The sequence below is a fragment of the Neptunicoccus cionae genome (assembly GCF_002860325.1).
GTDB classification, from domain to species: domain Bacteria; phylum Pseudomonadota; class Alphaproteobacteria; order Rhodobacterales; family Rhodobacteraceae; genus Amylibacter; species Amylibacter lutimaris.
On the sequence record NZ_PKOJ01000001.1, the window covers coordinates 739,882 to 756,173 of the forward strand.

The 16,292-nt window shown below is 57.0% G+C and carries 17 protein-coding genes; 13 read left to right on the forward strand and 4 right to left on the reverse strand.

Annotation, left to right across the window (positions count from 1 at the left end; genetic code table 11):
* Positions 1–36 precede the first annotated feature (36 nt).
* The 3 genes from C0U40_RS03485 to C0U40_RS03495 are packed head-to-tail and all read right to left on the reverse strand — an operon-like array spanning position 37 to position 2,030.
* On the reverse strand, positions 37–726 hold the full coding sequence (locus tag C0U40_RS03485) for a M50 family metallopeptidase (RefSeq protein WP_101654332.1): 690 nt from the start codon (positions 724–726) through the stop codon (positions 37–39).
* Entirely contained in the window at positions 716–1,357 is a 642-nt protein-coding gene (locus C0U40_RS03490) for a TetR family transcriptional regulator C-terminal domain-containing protein (RefSeq protein ID WP_101654333.1), read from the reverse strand. The genes C0U40_RS03485 and C0U40_RS03490 overlap by 11 nt, the downstream gene beginning before the upstream one ends.
* A 37-nt stretch (positions 1,358–1,394) precedes the next feature.
* Positions 1,395–2,030 carry a TetR/AcrR family transcriptional regulator gene (locus tag C0U40_RS03495; protein WP_101654334.1) on the reverse strand — a complete coding sequence of 212 codons (636 nt, stop codon included), beginning with the start codon at positions 2,028–2,030 and terminating at the stop codon, positions 1,395–1,397.
* A gap of 108 nt (positions 2,031–2,138) precedes the next feature.
* On the opposite strand from C0U40_RS03495, the gene C0U40_RS03500 reads away from it, so the two are divergent.
* The 7 genes from C0U40_RS03500 (at position 2,139) to C0U40_RS03530 (ending at position 9,311) form a co-directional block, all read left to right on the forward strand.
* Positions 2,139–3,389, forward strand: a complete 1,251-nt coding sequence (locus C0U40_RS03500; RefSeq protein ID WP_101654335.1) for a Zn-dependent hydrolase — start codon at positions 2,139–2,141, stop codon at positions 3,387–3,389.
* 167 nt (positions 3,390–3,556) lie between these two features.
* Entirely contained in the window at positions 3,557–5,020 is a 1,464-nt protein-coding gene (gene hydA, locus C0U40_RS03505; RefSeq protein WP_069298847.1) for a dihydropyrimidinase, read from the forward strand.
* A gap of 71 nt (positions 5,021–5,091) precedes the next feature.
* Positions 5,092–5,499 carry a VOC family protein gene (locus tag C0U40_RS03510; RefSeq protein WP_101654336.1) on the forward strand — a complete coding sequence of 136 codons (408 nt, stop codon included), beginning with the start codon at positions 5,092–5,094 and terminating at the stop codon, positions 5,497–5,499.
* A 19-nt stretch (positions 5,500–5,518) separates the two neighbouring features.
* On the forward strand, positions 5,519–6,298 hold the full coding sequence (locus C0U40_RS03515) for an ABC transporter ATP-binding protein (RefSeq protein WP_101654337.1): 780 nt from the start codon (positions 5,519–5,521) through the stop codon (positions 6,296–6,298).
* Between the two features lie 275 nt (positions 6,299–6,573).
* The gene (locus C0U40_RS03520) at positions 6,574–7,449 is read left to right on the forward strand and encodes an ABC transporter permease (RefSeq protein WP_101654338.1); all 876 of its coding nucleotides are present in this window, start codon (positions 6,574–6,576) and stop codon (positions 7,447–7,449) included.
* Complete coding sequence (locus tag C0U40_RS03525; RefSeq protein ID WP_101654339.1) at positions 7,446–8,285, forward strand: ABC transporter permease; 840 nt, start codon at positions 7,446–7,448, stop codon at positions 8,283–8,285. The genes C0U40_RS03520 and C0U40_RS03525 overlap by 4 nt, the downstream gene beginning before the upstream one ends.
* 36 nt (positions 8,286–8,321) lie before the next feature.
* Positions 8,322–9,311 (forward strand): ABC transporter substrate-binding protein, encoded by a 990-nt coding sequence (locus C0U40_RS03530; protein ID WP_101654340.1) that lies wholly within the window; start codon positions 8,322–8,324, stop codon positions 9,309–9,311.
* A gap of 331 nt (positions 9,312–9,642) precedes the next feature.
* Here the strand turns inward: C0U40_RS03530 and idi are convergent, their stop codons facing one another.
* Positions 9,643–10,164, reverse strand: coding sequence for an isopentenyl-diphosphate delta-isomerase (idi, locus tag C0U40_RS03535; protein ID WP_101654341.1), 522 nt, complete (start codon positions 10,162–10,164; stop codon positions 9,643–9,645).
* A gap of 176 nt (positions 10,165–10,340) precedes the next feature.
* Here idi and fnrL point away from each other — a divergent pair, with 176 nt between their 5' ends.
* The 6 genes from fnrL to ccoG all read left to right on the forward strand — a co-directional run bounded on the left by fnrL (position 10,341) and on the right by ccoG (position 16,292).
* Positions 10,341–11,063 (forward strand): transcriptional regulator FnrL, encoded by a 723-nt coding sequence (fnrL, locus tag C0U40_RS03540; protein WP_101654807.1) that lies wholly within the window; start codon positions 10,341–10,343, stop codon positions 11,061–11,063.
* Positions 11,064–11,211: 148 nt separating this feature from the next.
* Complete coding sequence (gene ccoN, locus C0U40_RS03545) at positions 11,212–12,825, forward strand: cytochrome-c oxidase, cbb3-type subunit I (protein ID WP_101654342.1); 1,614 nt, start codon at positions 11,212–11,214, stop codon at positions 12,823–12,825.
* Positions 12,826–12,837: 12 nt separating this feature from the next.
* Positions 12,838–13,563: a cytochrome-c oxidase, cbb3-type subunit II gene (gene ccoO, locus C0U40_RS03550; protein ID WP_101654343.1), complete on the forward strand. Its 726-nt coding sequence runs from the start codon at positions 12,838–12,840 to the stop codon at positions 13,561–13,563.
* A gap of 9 nt (positions 13,564–13,572) precedes the next feature.
* Complete coding sequence (locus C0U40_RS03555; RefSeq protein ID WP_101654344.1) at positions 13,573–13,815, forward strand: cbb3-type cytochrome c oxidase subunit 3; 243 nt, start codon at positions 13,573–13,575, stop codon at positions 13,813–13,815.
* Entirely contained in the window at positions 13,815–14,687 is an 873-nt protein-coding gene (ccoP, locus tag C0U40_RS03560) for a cytochrome-c oxidase, cbb3-type subunit III (protein WP_101654345.1), read from the forward strand. Before C0U40_RS03555 ends, ccoP begins: the two co-directional genes overlap by 1 nt.
* A gap of 168 nt (positions 14,688–14,855) precedes the next feature.
* On the forward strand, positions 14,856–16,292 hold the full coding sequence (ccoG, locus tag C0U40_RS03565) for a cytochrome c oxidase accessory protein CcoG (RefSeq protein ID WP_101654346.1): 1,437 nt from the start codon (positions 14,856–14,858) through the stop codon (positions 16,290–16,292).

Genomic DNA, 16,292 nt, shown 5'->3' on the forward strand with positions numbered 1-16,292 from the left:
TCGGAACATTGAAGCGGGGTGCCTTGGCGCCCCGTTTTATTTTGTCAGGGCGATGTTGCTGGGGCTGCGCAAGGCGTAGCGGAACACGAGGAAAATGCACCAGAGACTGATCGCGAGCCAGAGCGCGCCCCACAGGACTGTCGCACCGCCAAATTCCTCGGCCAGCATACGTGCGTCCGAACGGGCCGCAGCGCCGCGGATCGTGTCTGCGAAAATATCGTAAGGCACATAGATCAAGCTGGTGGCCCCGATCAGGCGCAACAGGAAGTCGCTGAAGGAGGGGCGCAGCCAGTATGCAACCGCGAGAAGGGCTGCGGCTGTGCCAAAACCGAAGGCCAGCGCGAACAGGCTGCGCACGTAAAGGAGGGTAATGCAGGCGATGATCGCGCCGAGTGTGCCAAGGCTCCAGCGGTCCCAATTGGTGCGCACCGCCAGCAGGAACAGCGCCGCCCCGATCAACAGGGACCCGAGGTATCCGGCGGACAGGGTAATGAAACGGCTGCCGCCCCGGCTGTGAACATGGCCGGATTCATTGGCGTTGATTGCGAACTCTACGACCGTGCCACCGGTGAGGATCGTCGCAGCGGCATGAGCGGATTCGTGGAAGAAAACGGTCAGCAATCGCAAGGGCAGCAAAACAGGTGTGCGCCAGAAAGCAAAGACCAGCGCCACCAGCAGCAACAATTGCCAGTGGTCGCGCAGGAAGGCTTTTGCCTTAGATGTCATGATCCGCGCGCGGCGTCAGCATGCTGCGAAACAGACGGTCGAGATGGGTTTGCGCGGTGGCAAACCGGTCCGCGCCTGATTCTCCGAGAACGGCCTGCACCTGCACATCGAAATCCGCATAATGCTGGGTGGTTGACCAGATGGAGAAAATCAGGTGGTGCGGATCAAGGGGCGCGATCTTGCCTTCGTCGATCCAGCTTTGGATCAGACGGCATTTTTCATCCGTGAGGGATTTGAGCGGCCCTTGCAGATCTGCAAGTATATTGGGCGCGCCTTGCAGGATTTCGTTGGCAAACAGGCGGCTTTCACGGGGATAATCCCGCGACATTTCCAGCTTGCGGGTCACATAGGCGCAGATTTCATCTACCGGATTATCGCTTTCGCCCAGATGTTCCAGCGGTTCCAGCCATGTGTGCAGCAAACGGTCCAGCAGCACACCGTGGATCGCTTCCTTGCCGTCGAAATAATACAGGATATTGGGCTTGGACAGACCCGCCTGCGCTGCGATCTGGTCAATCGTGGAACCGCGAAAGCCGTAGGTGGAAAAGACCTCTAGCGCTGCATCGAGGATCTGTTTGGTTTTCTGGCGCTGGATTCGGGTGTTGCCTTTGGTGGAAGCTGCGCGTGCCATAGTCTGGTGCCTTGTGTCTTGGGACGGAACCTAAAGGTCAGGAAGAGACCCCGATCCCCTTCAAAATAATTTTTTTGACGGATTCCTTTGCCGCATTCCATTCACTTTCGGAAAGGGGAGTATTGCGGTTCAGGGTCTGTATCTGGTGGCCGAAATCGGCGTAATGCTGTGTCGTTGCCCAGATCATGTAAAGCAGGTGTCGCGGGCTGATCGGGTCCATCAACCCCGCAGCGATCCAGGCATCTATCGCCTGAATGCGGGAGTTGGTCCATTCTACCAGTGTGGTTTCGAGGTAATCCTGAATGATCGGCGCGCCGTGCATCACTTCAGAGGCCCATACTTTCGAACCTGCGGGACGGGTGCGGCTGATCTCCATTTTGGCGTCGATATAGGCACCGATCCCTTCGGCTGGGCCGTCGGATTCTTCAAAGCTGCCAGCGGCTTGCAGCCAGACGTCAAAAATGTTGGAAACCACCTGCCGGTAAAGTTCTTCTTTTGTTGAAAAATAATAGTGCACATTGGCTTTGGGCAGCTGCGCCGCATCTGCAATTAGTTGCATGGTTGCGCCGCCAAACCCTTCCTCCGCAAAGACTTTCTCTGCTGCCTGCAAAATAACCACTTCTTTTTCGCGGCGCTTATTTTGTTTGCGGGCAGGGGCAGTATCTGGGTTCATTCAAAGCACTTTCAGAAATTTCTTGACCGAATGGTCAGGGTGCATCCATAGTCTTGACCATATGGTCAGAAAAAGACCAGCGCAAGATGCATGACAGGGAGAAGACTCATGGCGGCACCAGCTAGCAACCTCCGGATTAACGCCGATCGGCTGTGGGACAGCCTGATGGAGATGGCCAAAATCGGGCCTGGCGTTGCGGGCGGGAACAACCGGCAAACCCTGACCGATGAAGATGGCGAAGGGCGCGCCCTGTTCCAGAAATGGTGCGAAGCGGCAGGCTGCAGCATGGGGCTCGACACGATGGGCAATATGTTCGCGCGCTATGAAGGCACTGATCCTGACGCGCTGCCGGTTTATGTGGGATCGCACCTTGATACCCAGCCCACGGGTGGAAAATACGATGGTATTCTCGGGGTGCTCGGCGGTTTGGAAATCCTGCGCTCGATGAATGATCTGGGCGTAAAGACGAAGCATCCGATTGTGGTGACAAACTGGACCAATGAGGAAGGCACACGTTTTGCCCCAGCGATGCTGGCCTCCGGCGTTTTTGCCGGAATGCACACGCAAGAATGGGCTTACGACCGCGAAGACGCCGAAGGTCTGAAGTTCGGGGATGAGTTGGAGCGGATCGGTTGGAAGGGCGACGAGCCTGTGGGCGAACGCAAGATGCACGCATTCTTCGAGTTGCACATAGAACAGGGGCCGATTCTGGAAGCAGAGGGCAAGGACATCGGCGTTGTCACCCACGGGCAGGGTCTGTCTTGGACGCAAGTCACTGTGACAGGCAAGGACGCCCATACCGGCAGCACCCCGATGCCCATGCGCAAGAACGCAGGGCTTGGCATGGCGCGGATGCTGGAAAAGGTGGAAGAAATAGCTTGGTCCCATAAACCCGATGCCGTGGGCGCAGCGGGACATATCGACGTTTACCCCAACTCGCGCAATGTGATTCCGGGCAAGGTGGTGTTCACGGTTGATTTCCGCTCGCCCCAGCTTGACGTGATCGAAGATATGGAGACCCGTTTCAAAGCCGAGGCGCAAAAGATTGCCGATGATATGGGCCTTGGTGTGGCATTTGAAAAAGTCGGCGGCTTTGATCCGGTGGAATTTGACGAAGGCTGCGTCACAGCTGTGCGCAATGCGGCGGAACGGCTCGGCTATTCCCACCGCAACATCGTCTCCGGTGCAGGGCATGATGCCTGCTGGATCAACCGCATGGCCCCGACCGCGATGGTGATGTGCCCCTGTGTGGACGGGCTGAGCCATAACGAAGCGGAAGAGATTTCCAAGGAATGGGCTGCGGCTGGCGCGGATGTGCTGATGCACGCGGTGCTGGAGACCGCGGAAGTTCAGGGCTGAAACGCCCAAACCGATAGCCTCGCGGTGAGGGAGCCGAAGAGGGGAAGATTGACGAAACGAAGAAAGCAATCCGCAATGGCAGAAAGTAACGGGACTCGATCCGATGCCGATCTGCATATGGCTCCAGCCAAGGGCCGATACGGTGCGGAAAAACAGGGAGAAAAAAAATGACAACGAAAGTCATCAAAGGCGGCACGGTTTGCACGGCGGATCGGGCTTGGAAAGCGGATGTTCTGATCGAAGGGGAAACGATCAAGCAAATCGGTGAGGACCTGAAGGGCGATGAATACATCGACGCCGAAGGCGCCTATGTCATTCCGGGCGGGATTGATCCGCATACCCATTTGGAAATGCCTTTCATGGGCACCACCGCCGCAGAAACCTTTGAATCCGGCACTTGGGCCGCTGCTGCGGGGGGTACCACCATGCTGGTGGATTTCTGCCTGCCCGGTGAAGACGGCTCCATCGTCAACGGGATCAAGGAATGGCACCGTAAATCGGCACCGCAGATCTGTTCCGACATCGGCTATCACATGGCGGTAACAGGCTGGAACGAGCAGATATTTGAAGAGATGAAAACCGCCGTGGACATGGGCGTGAACTCCTTCAAACACTTTATGGCCTACAAAGGCGCGCTGATGATCGAGGACGACGAGATGTTCGCCTCTTTCCAGCGTTGCAAGGAACTGGGCGCGCTGCCGATGGTCCATGCGGAAAACGGCGATCTGGTGGCGATCCTGCAAGAGAAATACATGAACGAGGGGATCACCGGCCCCGAAGGGCACGCCTATTCCCGTCCGCCCGAACTGGAAGGCGAAGCCGCCAACCGCGCGATTACCATTGCCGATGCAGCAGGCGTGCCGCTCTATATTGTGCATGTGTCTTGCGAGCAGGCCCACGAAGCGATCCGCCGCGCCCGCCAGAAAGGTATGCGCGTTTACGGAGAGCCGCTGATCCAGTTCCTGACACTGGACGAGAGCGAATATTTCAACAAGGACTGGGACCACGCCGCCCGCCGCGTGATGTCACCGCCCTTCCGCAACAAGAAACATCAGGACAGCCTCTGGGCCGGACTGCAGGCCGGATCACTGCAAGTGGTCGCGACTGATCACGCCGCCTTTAACACCGAACAGAAACGGGCAGGGCGGGACGATTTCCGGATCATCCCGAACGGGTCCAACGGGCTGGAAGAGCGTCTTGCCGTGCTTTGGACTGAAGGGGTGGAAACAGGGCGTCTGACACCGCAGGAATTTGTTGCGGCCACCTCGACCAATGTGGCCAAGATCCTGAACATCTATCCCAAGAAGGGCGCGATTGTTGAAGGGGCAGATGCGGATATTGTTGTCTGGGATCCGAAAATTTCCAAAACGATCTCGCCCAGCAACCATCATTCCGTGCTGGATTACAACGTCTTTGAGGGGTTCGAGGTCACTGCCAACGCCCGCTACACGCTCAGCCGTGGGGATGTGATCTGGGCTTGGGGCAAGAACTCCCAGCCGCAGCCGGGTCGGGGCCGTTTCGTGCCGCGTCCGGCTTTCCCATCGGCCCATACGGCCCTGTCCAAGTGGAAGGAACTGAATTCGCCCCGCAAGATCGAGCGGGATCCGATGAACATTCCGGCAGGGATTTAAGACATGAGCCGCGCCCGTTTTTCTGATCTTAAGGCATACGGGCCGGTGCAGCTTCGTTCGGGAGCGCGACCATGACCCCCGATGCAATTCTGGAAACCGCGCTTTATGCCCGCGATCTGGATGCGGCTGCCACGTTCTACAGCGATGTCTTCGGACTGGAAGAAGTGCTTCGGGTGGAAGGACGCCATGTATTTTTCGGCTGCGGGCCGGGCATGTTGCTGATCTTCAACCCCGAAGCCACAAAACTGGCGTCTGGCAGTCTGCCCGTGCCAACCCACGGCGCAGAAGGGCAGGGCCACATGTGTTTTCGTGCCAGCGGCGCAGACATGGACCGCTGGGCTGCACATCTGTCGAAATTGAATATTGCCATTGAAGCGGATTTCCAATGGCCAAACGGCGCAAGATCCATCTACGTCAGAGATCCGGCAGGGAATTCGGTCGAAATATCAGAGCCTAAACTCTGGGATCGGCCCACTTGAAAAAAACAGAAAGCAGGGAATGAACGACACTGTAATTTCGGCAAAAAACCTCAGCCTCACGTTTGAGACCAACGACGGACCGGTCCATGCGCTCAAGGATATCAATCTTGATATCGCCAAAGGTGAATTTGTCTCCTTCATCGGGCCTTCAGGCTGCGGGAAAACCACCTTTCTGCGCTGCATGGCCGATCTGGAGACCCCGACGGGCGGCGAAATCACGGTCAATGGTGTCACCCCGCGCGAAGCACGCAAGTCGCGGGCTTATGGTTATGTGTTTCAGGCGGCTGGGCTGTACCCGTGGCGCACAATCGGTGGCAATATTCGCCTGCCACTGGAAATCATGGGGTATTCTAAAGAGGATCAGGCCAAACGGGTGCAGCAGGTGCTCGAACTGGTGGAACTCGACGGATTTGATCGCAAGTTTCCGTGGCAATTGTCCGGCGGGATGCAACAACGGGCCTCTATTGCCCGCGCACTGGCCTTTGATGCGGATATTTTGCTGATGGACGAACCTTTCGGGGCGCTTGATGAAATTGTGCGGGACCATCTGAACGAACAGCTTCTTGCGCTTTGGGCGCGCACGGAAAAAACCATCGGTTTCGTGACCCATTCCATCCCCGAGGCGGTTTATCTCTCGACAAAAATTGTAGTCATGTCCCCGCGTCCGGGCCGGATTGCCGATGTCATCGACAGCACACTTCCAAAAGAACGCCCGCTTGAAATCCGCGATACGCCGGAGTTTATCGAAATTGCCCATCGTGTGCGCGACGGGCTGAGAGAAGGGCATGCGGATGGGTAAGAGCCTGTTTTCAAGAGCCTTACCCGCCGCTGACAGGGGCGCCCGACCTCTCTTTGCGCACGCCCCTGCGGGTTTGACACTTTTGCCCTATTGGGAGGGTAAAGCGGCTTCAACGTTCACGGCCATCGGCTCTCCAGCCTGTGCCGCACGGCCAGTCTGCGACAGAAATGGTTTCAATGTTCTTAAAATACTCAAACTAAACTGGCGTGACGCATATCGCGGTACGCCTCCGGCGGGAGTATTTGGCGGAACATTGAAGCGGGAGGGTATTTGCCATGCGTAACGTTCTTCCTATTCTCACGGTCGTGCTGGCGCTTTTTGCGCTCTGGTATGGCGGGGCTGTGATGCTCAACAAAAACTGGGCCTATGACAAGGCGCAACGGGCGGGTGTCGAACTGTCCTTCGGCGAGATGGTCAAGGATACAATGACACAGGAGAAGCCGCGTCTGCCGCCGCCTCATCAGGTGGGGGCAGAGTTGTGGAAGACCACAGGTGCAATGGTGCAGCGGGGGCGGGCATTCAGCAAACGCTCGCTGATCTATCACGGCTGGATCACCCTGTCTTCTACAGTGCTGGGCTTTGTGTTTGGCACCGGGCTCGGTATTTTGCTGGCCATTGGCATCGTGCACAACCGCGCGATGGATAAATCGGTCATGCCGTGGATCATTGCCAGCCAGACCATTCCCATTCTGGCGATTGCGCCGATGATCGTGGTGGTTCTGGCCAGTGCGCAGGTAGATGACCTGATCGCCAAAGGCGTGATTTCCATGTATCTTTCCTTCTTCCCTGTGGTGGTTGGCATGGTGAAGGGGCTGCGGTCGCCCGATCACATGCAGATGGACCAGATGCGCACTTGGAATGCGTCACGCGGGCAGACCTTTTGGAAGTTGCGGCTTCCGGCTTCGGCCCCTTATCTCTTTGCCTCTCTCAAGGTAGGGATTGCAGCCAGTTTGATTGGTGCGGTCGTGGCTGAACTGTCGTTGTCGCAGGACGGCGGACTTGGAGCGCGGATGCTGGTGGGCAGTTATTACGGCCAGACGGTACAAATCTGGTCTGCGCTTATTGCTGCGGCGACGCTGGCGGCACTGATGGTGGCCAGTATCGGTTTGTTGCAACGGGTGACATTGAAACGGATGGGGATGGCGCAATGATCTGGATCGTATTTGTACTGGTTTTCTGGATCGCGGCGTGGCGGGTGAACATTATCCTCACAGCGCAGAAGCCGAACCGCTTTAACGCCTTTGCTGTACCCGCCTTGTTCGGGATTACCCTGCTTTTGCTGTGGGAGGGTATTGTACGGGGATTTGGAATTAGCCCCGTCCTTTTGCCACCCCCTTCGGCCATTGCAGTGACGTTTTCGCAGAACCTGCCATTGTTGTGGGAAGATTTCTTCCAGACCTTCGTAAAAGGAGCCCTGAGCGGGTATATCATCGGATGTGGGGCGGCTTTTCTTGTCGCTGTTGCTGTGGACCGCAGCCCCTTCTTGCAACGTGGCTTGCTGCCGGTTGGAAATTTTGTGGCCGCGCTGCCGATTATCGGGCTGGCCCCGATCATGGTAATGTGGTTCGGGTTTGACTGGCAGTCCAAAGCGGCGGTGGTTGTGGCGATGGTGTTCTTCCCGGTGCTGGTAAACACAGTACAGGGGTTGCAGGCTTCTGACGCCATGCAGCGGGATCTGATGCGGACTTACGCGGCGAGCTATCCTCAAGCCCTGATGAAACTGCGTTTGCCTGCGGCAATGCCCTTTATCTTTAACGGCCTGAAAATCGCGACAACGCTGGCTCTGATCGGTGCCATTGTGGCCGAGTTCTTCGGTTCGCCGATCAAAGGAATGGGATTTAGGATTTCGACCGAAGTTGGTCGGTTGGCACTGGATATGGTCTGGGCCGAGATTGCCGTGGCGGCGATTGCAGGTTCGGCCTTTTACGGGTTGGTGGCGCTGCTGGAAAAAGGCGTCACCTTCTGGCACCCTTCGCAGAGAGGGTAGAAAAATTAAAAACGAATCAACAAGGAGAGTAAGAAAATGAAGAAATTGGTAACCACAGCACTTGCAGGTGCGATGGCGCTGGGTGCGTCTTTCGCGCAAGCAGCGGATGATGTGACGCTGCAACTGAAATGGGTCACACAGGCCCAGTTCGCCGGATATTACGTGGCGCAGGACAAAGGGTTTTATGAAGAAGAAGACCTGAATGTCACCATCAAACCGGGCGGTCCGGATATTGCCCCTGCACAGGTGATTGCCGGTGGTGGCGCCGATGTCGTTCTGGACTGGATGCCCTCCGCGCTGGCCTCCCGCGAAAAGGGTCTGGATCTGGTCAATATTGCCCAGCCGTTCAAATCTTCCGGCATGATGCTGACCTGCCGCAAGGATGCAGGTGTGTCCTCTCCGGATGATTTTCCGGGCAAGACCTTGGGCGTCTGGTTCTTTGGTAACGAATATCCCTTCCTGAGCTGGATGAGCAAACTCGGTCTGAAAACAGACGGGTCCGACGGTGGGGTGACGGTTCTCAAGCAGGGGTTCAATGTTGATCCGCTTTTGCAGAAGCAGGCTGCTTGCGTGTCTACAATGACCTATAACGAATACTGGCAAATCATCGATGCGGGTCTGACACCTGAAGAGCTGGTCGTGTTCAAATACGAAGATCAGGGCGTGGCGACGCTGGAAGACGGGATGTATGTTCTGGGCGAAAACCTGAAGGACGAGGCGTTCAAGGACAAGATGGTCCGTTTTGTGCGGGCGTCCATGAAAGGCTGGAAATATGCCGAGGAAAACCCTGACGAAGCCGCAATGATCGTTCTGGACAATGATGCGACCGGCGCGCAGACCGAGAAGCACCAGAAGCGGATGATGTCCGAGGTGGCCAAGCTGACTGCCGGATCAAACGGCGCACTGGACGAAGCCGACTACCGCCGGACCGTGGACAGCCTGCTGACAGCCGGTTCCGATCCTGTGATCACGAAAGAGCCCGAAGGGGCGTACACACTGGACATTACAGACGCAGCGCTGAAATAAGTTGACGTTTCTGTCCAAAACAGGCCGCGCCGTAGGGAAACCTGCGGCGCGGTTTTTTTGTGCGCGGGTGACGGGGAGGGCGGGACGTAGGGCCTTTATAAAGGCTGCTGAAACGGCGGCTTTATTAACAAAGGTCTCCAGATACCTAACCATGAAGCTTCATTTATGAAGCGTCTTATATGAAGCTTCATAAATGCAGTATGTTAAAGCGGTTTTCGTATATTTATCAGTGGCCTGGCGTGTCAGGAAATGACATCGGCCCAGCGCGCCAAGCCATTGGCAGCCGGCTTTTGCTTTCGTAAGCTTGAGCGGAAAAGTTAACAAAGTACGCTTAGGTCGCAGCGGTGATCCAGTCCCGATGATCCCGCATATAAACCCGCAGCCACGGCGTGAACTCTTCCGGCGCTGCTTTTATTTCCTGTGCCAGCGTATCAAAGTCGATCCAACGCACGGCCTGTACCTCATCAGGGTTCAGGGCCATTGCTATGTCCTCTTTCACCCGCGCGATATAGATATCCACGACCTCGTGCTCGGTCAGACCACCGCCCACATCCGCGCGGTATTCTACGGTCTGCCCGAACTGCAGGTCACAGCCGCTGATGCCAAGTTCTTCGTCAAGGCGCCGGGTGGCACAGGCCAGACTCGGTTCTTCCCAATGGGGATGGGTGCAGACCGTATTGGCCCACAGGTTTGGCGTGTGGTACTTTTGCGCCGCCCTTTGCTGGATCAGCGTTTTATCGCCCGCCAGTAGGAACACGGAAATCGCAGGATGTTTCAGCCCGCGCCGGTGTACATCCAGTTTGTCCAATGCTGTCAGAACACCGTTGTCCCAAGCGGGAATAAGCTGTGTCATGTTTCCCTTCCACGTTTTGCGATCCTTTGGGCTATTGCGGGCAGGTTTGCAAGGGGCGGGCCGTCGCGCCTGTGTCACTTTGTACCCCTAGTGCGGCGTTCTGCCAGCATATCTTCTTGGCCCTTTCCTGTATTAATTTGTTGCTTCTTTTAACAATCTGCGGTGGTCTGGGCGATATGAATGCTCCTGTGCTCTCCAATATCAAATGCGGCGAATGCCCGATCCGGCATCGTGCTGTATGCTCCCGTTGCGAGGGGGCAGAGCTGGATATCCTTGAAAAGATCAAAGTGTACCGCAGTTTCAAGGCCGGAGGGCAGATCCTGTGGCGGGGTGAAGCGATGGATTTTGTGGCTTCGGTTGTCAGCGGTGTCGCGACCCTTGGCAAGACGCTGGAGGACGGGCGCACCCAGATGGTCGGGTTGTTGTTGCCGTCAGATTTTATTGGTCGGCCCGGACGGGAGCGTGTCGAATTTGACGTGATCGCCGCCTCGGATGTGACCCTTTGTTGCTTTGATCGCAAACCTTTTGAAAACCTGTTGCTGGTAACGCCCCATTTGTCCGAACGGCTGGTCGAAATCGCGCTGGACGAACTGGATGCCGCGCGGGACTGGATGCTACTGTTGGGGCGCAAGACGGCCCGCGAAAAGATCGCGACGTTCATTGATATGTTGATCCGGCGCAGCAGTCTGGAAGAGGAAACGGCGCAAAATGACGCGCTGACCCTACCGTTAAGCCGTGAGGAAATTGCCAATTACCTTGGTCTGACTCTGGAAACGGTCAGCCGTCAGCTCTCGGCGCTGAAATCACAAGGTATCATCCAGTTCAAAGACCGCCGTAATTTTGAGGTCCTCAATCCGCAGGCTCTCTACGATCTATCAGGGGACGACAGTCCGAACTGATCTTCCCCGCATTTGACCACCGTGGAATTCGGTGCCTTTTCGGCCAAACTTGACCCAGATCAAGGAATCGTTCCGCCAACCCGTCTACCCCTACACTTGCGAACAGGAGTGTCTGCCTTGGCAGTGCTCGTCATTTTCGAGGTGTCAGATGGACTATATCAAGGCTTTTCTACTGGCCGGAGTTGCGCTTTTCGCGGCAATGGGCGCGAATTGGGCGCAGGATCCGGCGTATCAATTACATGCGGTGTTGATCATGGTGATCGCGCTTTGCATGTTTGTTTGGGTGATCCGTCACGCGGGGGAGCCGCAAAAGGCGAAGCCTGTGCCGACAGGTTATGACGACGGGGTGATCCGCGCTGGCGTGATTGCGACGGCGTTCTGGGGGATTGCCGGATTTGTGGTGGGGACGTTCATCGCGTTCCAACTGGCCTTTCCCGAGTTGAACTTTGACTGGGGCCAACCCTTTGCCAATTTTGGCCGGTTGCGGCCCCTTCACACATCTGCGGTGATTTTTGCCTTTGGCGGCAACGGCCTGATCGCGACCTCTTTTTATGTGGTCCAGCGCACAGGCGCGACGCGGCTTTGGGGCGGAAACCTCGCTTGGTTTGTGTTCTGGGGCTATCAATTGTTCATCGTGCTGGCTGCAACCGGTTATCTGCTGGGGTCCACCCAATCCAAAGAATACGCGGAGCCTGAATGGTATGTAGATATCTGGCTGACGATTGTCTGGCTCGCCTATCTTGCTGTGTTCCTTGGCACGATCTTCAAGCGGCGCGAGCGCCACATCTATGTGGCGAACTGGTTCTACCTTGCCTTCATCATCACCGTGGCCATGCTGCATGTGATCAATAACCTGTCCATCCCGGTGTCCATCTGGGGCAGTAAATCCGTGCAAGTCTTTGCCGGTGTGCAGGATGCGATGACCCAGTGGTGGTACGGCCACAACGCGGTCGGTTTTTTCCTGACGGCGGGTTTTCTTGGTATGATGTATTACTTCGTGCCCAAACAGGCAGGCCGTCCGGTCTACAGCTATAAACTGTCGATCATTCACTTCTGGGCGCTGATCTTCCTTTATATCTGGGCCGGGCCGCACCATTTGCATTACACAGCATTGCCGGACTGGGCTTCGACCCTTGGGATGGTGTTTTCGATCATCCTGTGGATGCCCAGCTGGGGGGGGATGATCAACGGTCTGATGACCCTGCAAGGCGCTTGGGACAAGCTGCGCACCGATCCGATCCTGCGGATGTTTGTTCTGTCTCTCGGTTTTTATGGCATGTCCACCTTTGAAGGTCCGATGATGTCGATCCGCGCGGTGAACTCCCTTTCCCACTATACCGACTGGACCATCGGTCACGTCCACTCCGGTGCTTTGGGCTGGAACGGCATGATCACCTTCGCCTGTCTCTACTTCCTGACACCCCGACTGTGGGGGCGTGACAAGATGTATTCCATGAGCGCGATCAACTGGCACTTTTGGTTGGCGACCATCGGCATCGTCCTTTACGCCGCATCCATGTGGGTGACTGGCATCATGGAAGGCCTGATGTGGCGCGAAGTGGATGATCAGGGTTTCCTTGTGAACTCTTTCGCAGACACCGTAGCCGCGAAATTCCCGATGTATGTGGTGCGGGGCTTGGGCGGGGTGATGTTCCTTGCCGGCGCGCTGATCATGATCTGGAACATGTGGATGACCATCCGCGGCCCGAAAACGGCGAAGGCGGGTACCACTGGCACCAGTCCGACCGTCGCAGCAGAATAAGGAGTCCGGAAAATGGCCTTTCTCGACAAACATGCAATTCTTGAAAAAAGTCCGACCCTGCTGCTGGTCAGCTCCCTTCTGGTGGTCTCAATCGGCGGGATCGTGGAAATTGCGCCGCTGTTCTGGCTGGAAAACACCATTGAGGAAGTAGAGGGCGTGCGCCCCTATTCCCCGCTGGAGCTGACAGGGCGCGACATCTACGTGCGAGAGGGCTGCTACCTCTGTCACAGCCAGATGATCCGTCCGATGCGCGATGAAGTGGAACGCTACGGGCATTATTCGCTGGCCGCAGAGTCGATGTACGACCACCCGTTCCAGTGGGGGTCCAAACGGACCGGACCGGATGTGGCCCGCGTGGGCGGGCGCTATTCTGACGCATGGCACGTGGAGCACCTGAAAGATCCGCAGTCGGTTGTGCCGGAATCGATCATGCCGAAATACGAGTTTCTGGCAGAGACCCGCATCGAGGCAACCCAGATCAAGGCGCTATTGAATACCCACCGCCTTGTGGGGGTGCCCTATGACGATGACATGCTGGATAACGCAGTGGCGGATTTTTATGCGCAGGCCAACCCTGACAGTGATTACGACGCCATGCTGGAACGGTATCCCGGTGCTGCCGTCGCCAATTTCGACGGCCAGAAAGAGCTGACAGAGATGGATGCGCTGGTGGCCTATCTTCAGGTGCTCGGGACCATGGTCGACTTTTCCACCTTCACCCCTGACGCAAGCCGATAGGAGGGCGCTATGGATACCTATTCTTTCCTGCGCGAACTGGCTGACAGCTGGTTTTTACTTGCGATGTTCTGCTTCTTCCTCGGCGCGATCCTGTTTCTGTTCCGCCCCGGAAGCCGGAAGATGCACGAGGACGCCAGCCGGATACCCTTGCGGGAGTCCCAGTCACCCGTCGCGCCACGGGTGAACCAATCCAATGCTGCCCTGCGCGGCTGTGCGGGCAATTGCCCTGATTGTATCAAGAGGACAAACTGATGTCTGACCATACTGAAAAAAACGTGGATGAAGTCACCGGCGTTGAAACCACCGGTCACAATTGGGATGGCATTGAGGAGTTGAACAACCCGATGCCCCGATGGTGGCTCTGGACCCTGTACGCAACAATTGTCTGGGGCATTGCCTATACCATCGCCTTTCCTGCATGGCCGTTGATTTCCGGCGCGACGACGGGGGTTCTCGGCTGGTCCACTCGGGCGGATGTGGCCCGCGAGATAGAAAGCCATGACGCACAGAACGGCGCGCTGGTGGAACAGTTGCTGGCCGCCGAGATGGACCGCCTGCCCGAAGACCCCGAACTGCTGCGTTATGCAGTGGCCCGCGGTGGCGCTGTGTTCAAAGCGCAGTGTTCCCAGTGTCACGGCTCTGGTGCGGCCGGATTTAAGGGCTATCCGAACCTGCTGGACGATGACTGGCTTTGGGGCGGCAGTATGGATGAAATCACCTTCACTGTGCGCCACGGCATCCGCAATGATATCGACGACGAGGCCCGTTATTCCGAAATGCCAGCCTTTGGTGAACTGTTGGAAAAAGAGCAGATCCGTGCAGCTGCGGAATATGTGTACTCGCTGTCCAATGACGATGCTGAACCTGAACTTGCCGCCAGCGGTCAGGAGCTGTTTGCGGAGCAATGCGCGGCCTGCCATGGTGATACGGGTCGTGGCGACCGCGAGCAGGGTGCGCCTAATCTGGCGGATGCGATCTGGCTATATGGTGGTGACCGGGAGACCCTGATCCAAACCATCACTTATTCCCGGTTCGGCATTATGCCTGCTTGGGGCCAACGGCTGATCGAAGCGGATGTGCGGGCTGTATCTGCCTATGTCCATGGTCTTGGAGGTGGCGAGTAACAAGCTCGCCATCGACTTCTAGAATACGGCGCTGCCTCCCCTACGGCGGTGTCGTTCCCCCGAAACAGCCCTGTTCGCAAACAAGCCGTTTCGGGGGTCTTTTTGATCCATATCAAGGCGCAGCTGATTCCCGTGCGCTAAGACGAGGCTGCGAACAGGATTGATACCATGACCCAAACCACGCCTCCCCCTCTCTACGCGGCGCAAGAGCCCGTGTTTCCCCGCAAGGTTTCGGGCAAATTCCGCCGTCTGAAATGGTGGATCATGCTGGTTACGCTGGGGATTTACTATCTTATGCCGTGGATACGCTGGGATCGCGGTCCGAACCTGCCGGATCAGGCGGTGCTGCTGGATATGGCGGGGCGGCGGTTCTACTTTTTCTGGATCGAAATCTGGCCGCACGAATTTTACTTTGTCGCCGGGCTTCTGGTGATGGCAGGGCTGGGGCTTTTCCTCTTCACTTCGGCGCTTGGGCGGGTGTGGTGTGGATATACCTGCCCGCAGACGGTCTGGACCGATTTGTTCATTCTGGTGGAGCGTTGGGTCGAAGGAGACCGCAATGCGCGGGTGCGATTGTGGAAGGCAAAGTGGGATTTCCACAAATGGCGGCTGCGGTTGACCAAATGGGCAATCTGGTTGGGAATAGCGATGGCCACCGGTGGGGCTTGGGTGTTTTATTTCACAGATGCCCCGACTCTGGCGCGGGATCTTCTGCGCTTTGATGCCCATCCGATCGCTTACGCTACGATTGCTGTCCTGACGGCCACCACATTCATCTTTGGCGGTTTCCTGAGGGAACAGGTCTGTATCTATATGTGCCCGTGGCCTCGCATTCAGGCGGCGATGATGGACCCTGACACGATCACTGTGGCCTACCGTGGCTGGCGGGGGGAGCCCCGTGGCAAGCATCGCAAGGCGGCACAGGCGGCGGATGCCGCGCCGCGCGGGGATTGCATTGACTGTATGGCCTGCGTCAACGTTTGCCCGATGGGAATCGATATCCGCGACGGGCAGCAAATGGAATGTATCACCTGTGCGCTTTGTATCGACGCCTGCGACGATGTAATGGACAAAATTGGCAAGCCGCGCGGGCTGATTGATTATCTCGCGCTGTCTGACGAGCCGGCAGAGCGTGCCGGAGCCGCGCCCAAGCCGGTATGGAAACATATCCTGCGCCCCAGAACGCTGTTCTATACGGCGCTTTGGTCGCTTGTCGGGATCGGCCTGATCTACGCGCTGTTCATGCGTTCGGACATCGAACTGGCAGTGTCTCCCTTGCGCAACCCGACTTATGTGACGCTTTCAGATGGCAGCATCCGCAACATCTACGACGTGCGGATGCGCAACAAACACGCCGAGGCGAGGGTGTTCCGGCTGTCTGTTACCGCCGAAACTGGGGTTCAATTGCAACTGGAAGGGCACGAAGAAGGGCGCAGCATTCTTGTCCCGGCGGACAAGACTTTTATGCAGCGGGTTTATGTCACCGCGCCGCGCCTCGATCCGGCCGCAACGTTGGCCCGCAGTGATATTCGTATCTGGGTTGAGGATACCGCCACAGGCACACGGGCGTCCCAAGCGACGACTTTTAACGGAAAGGCAGAGTGA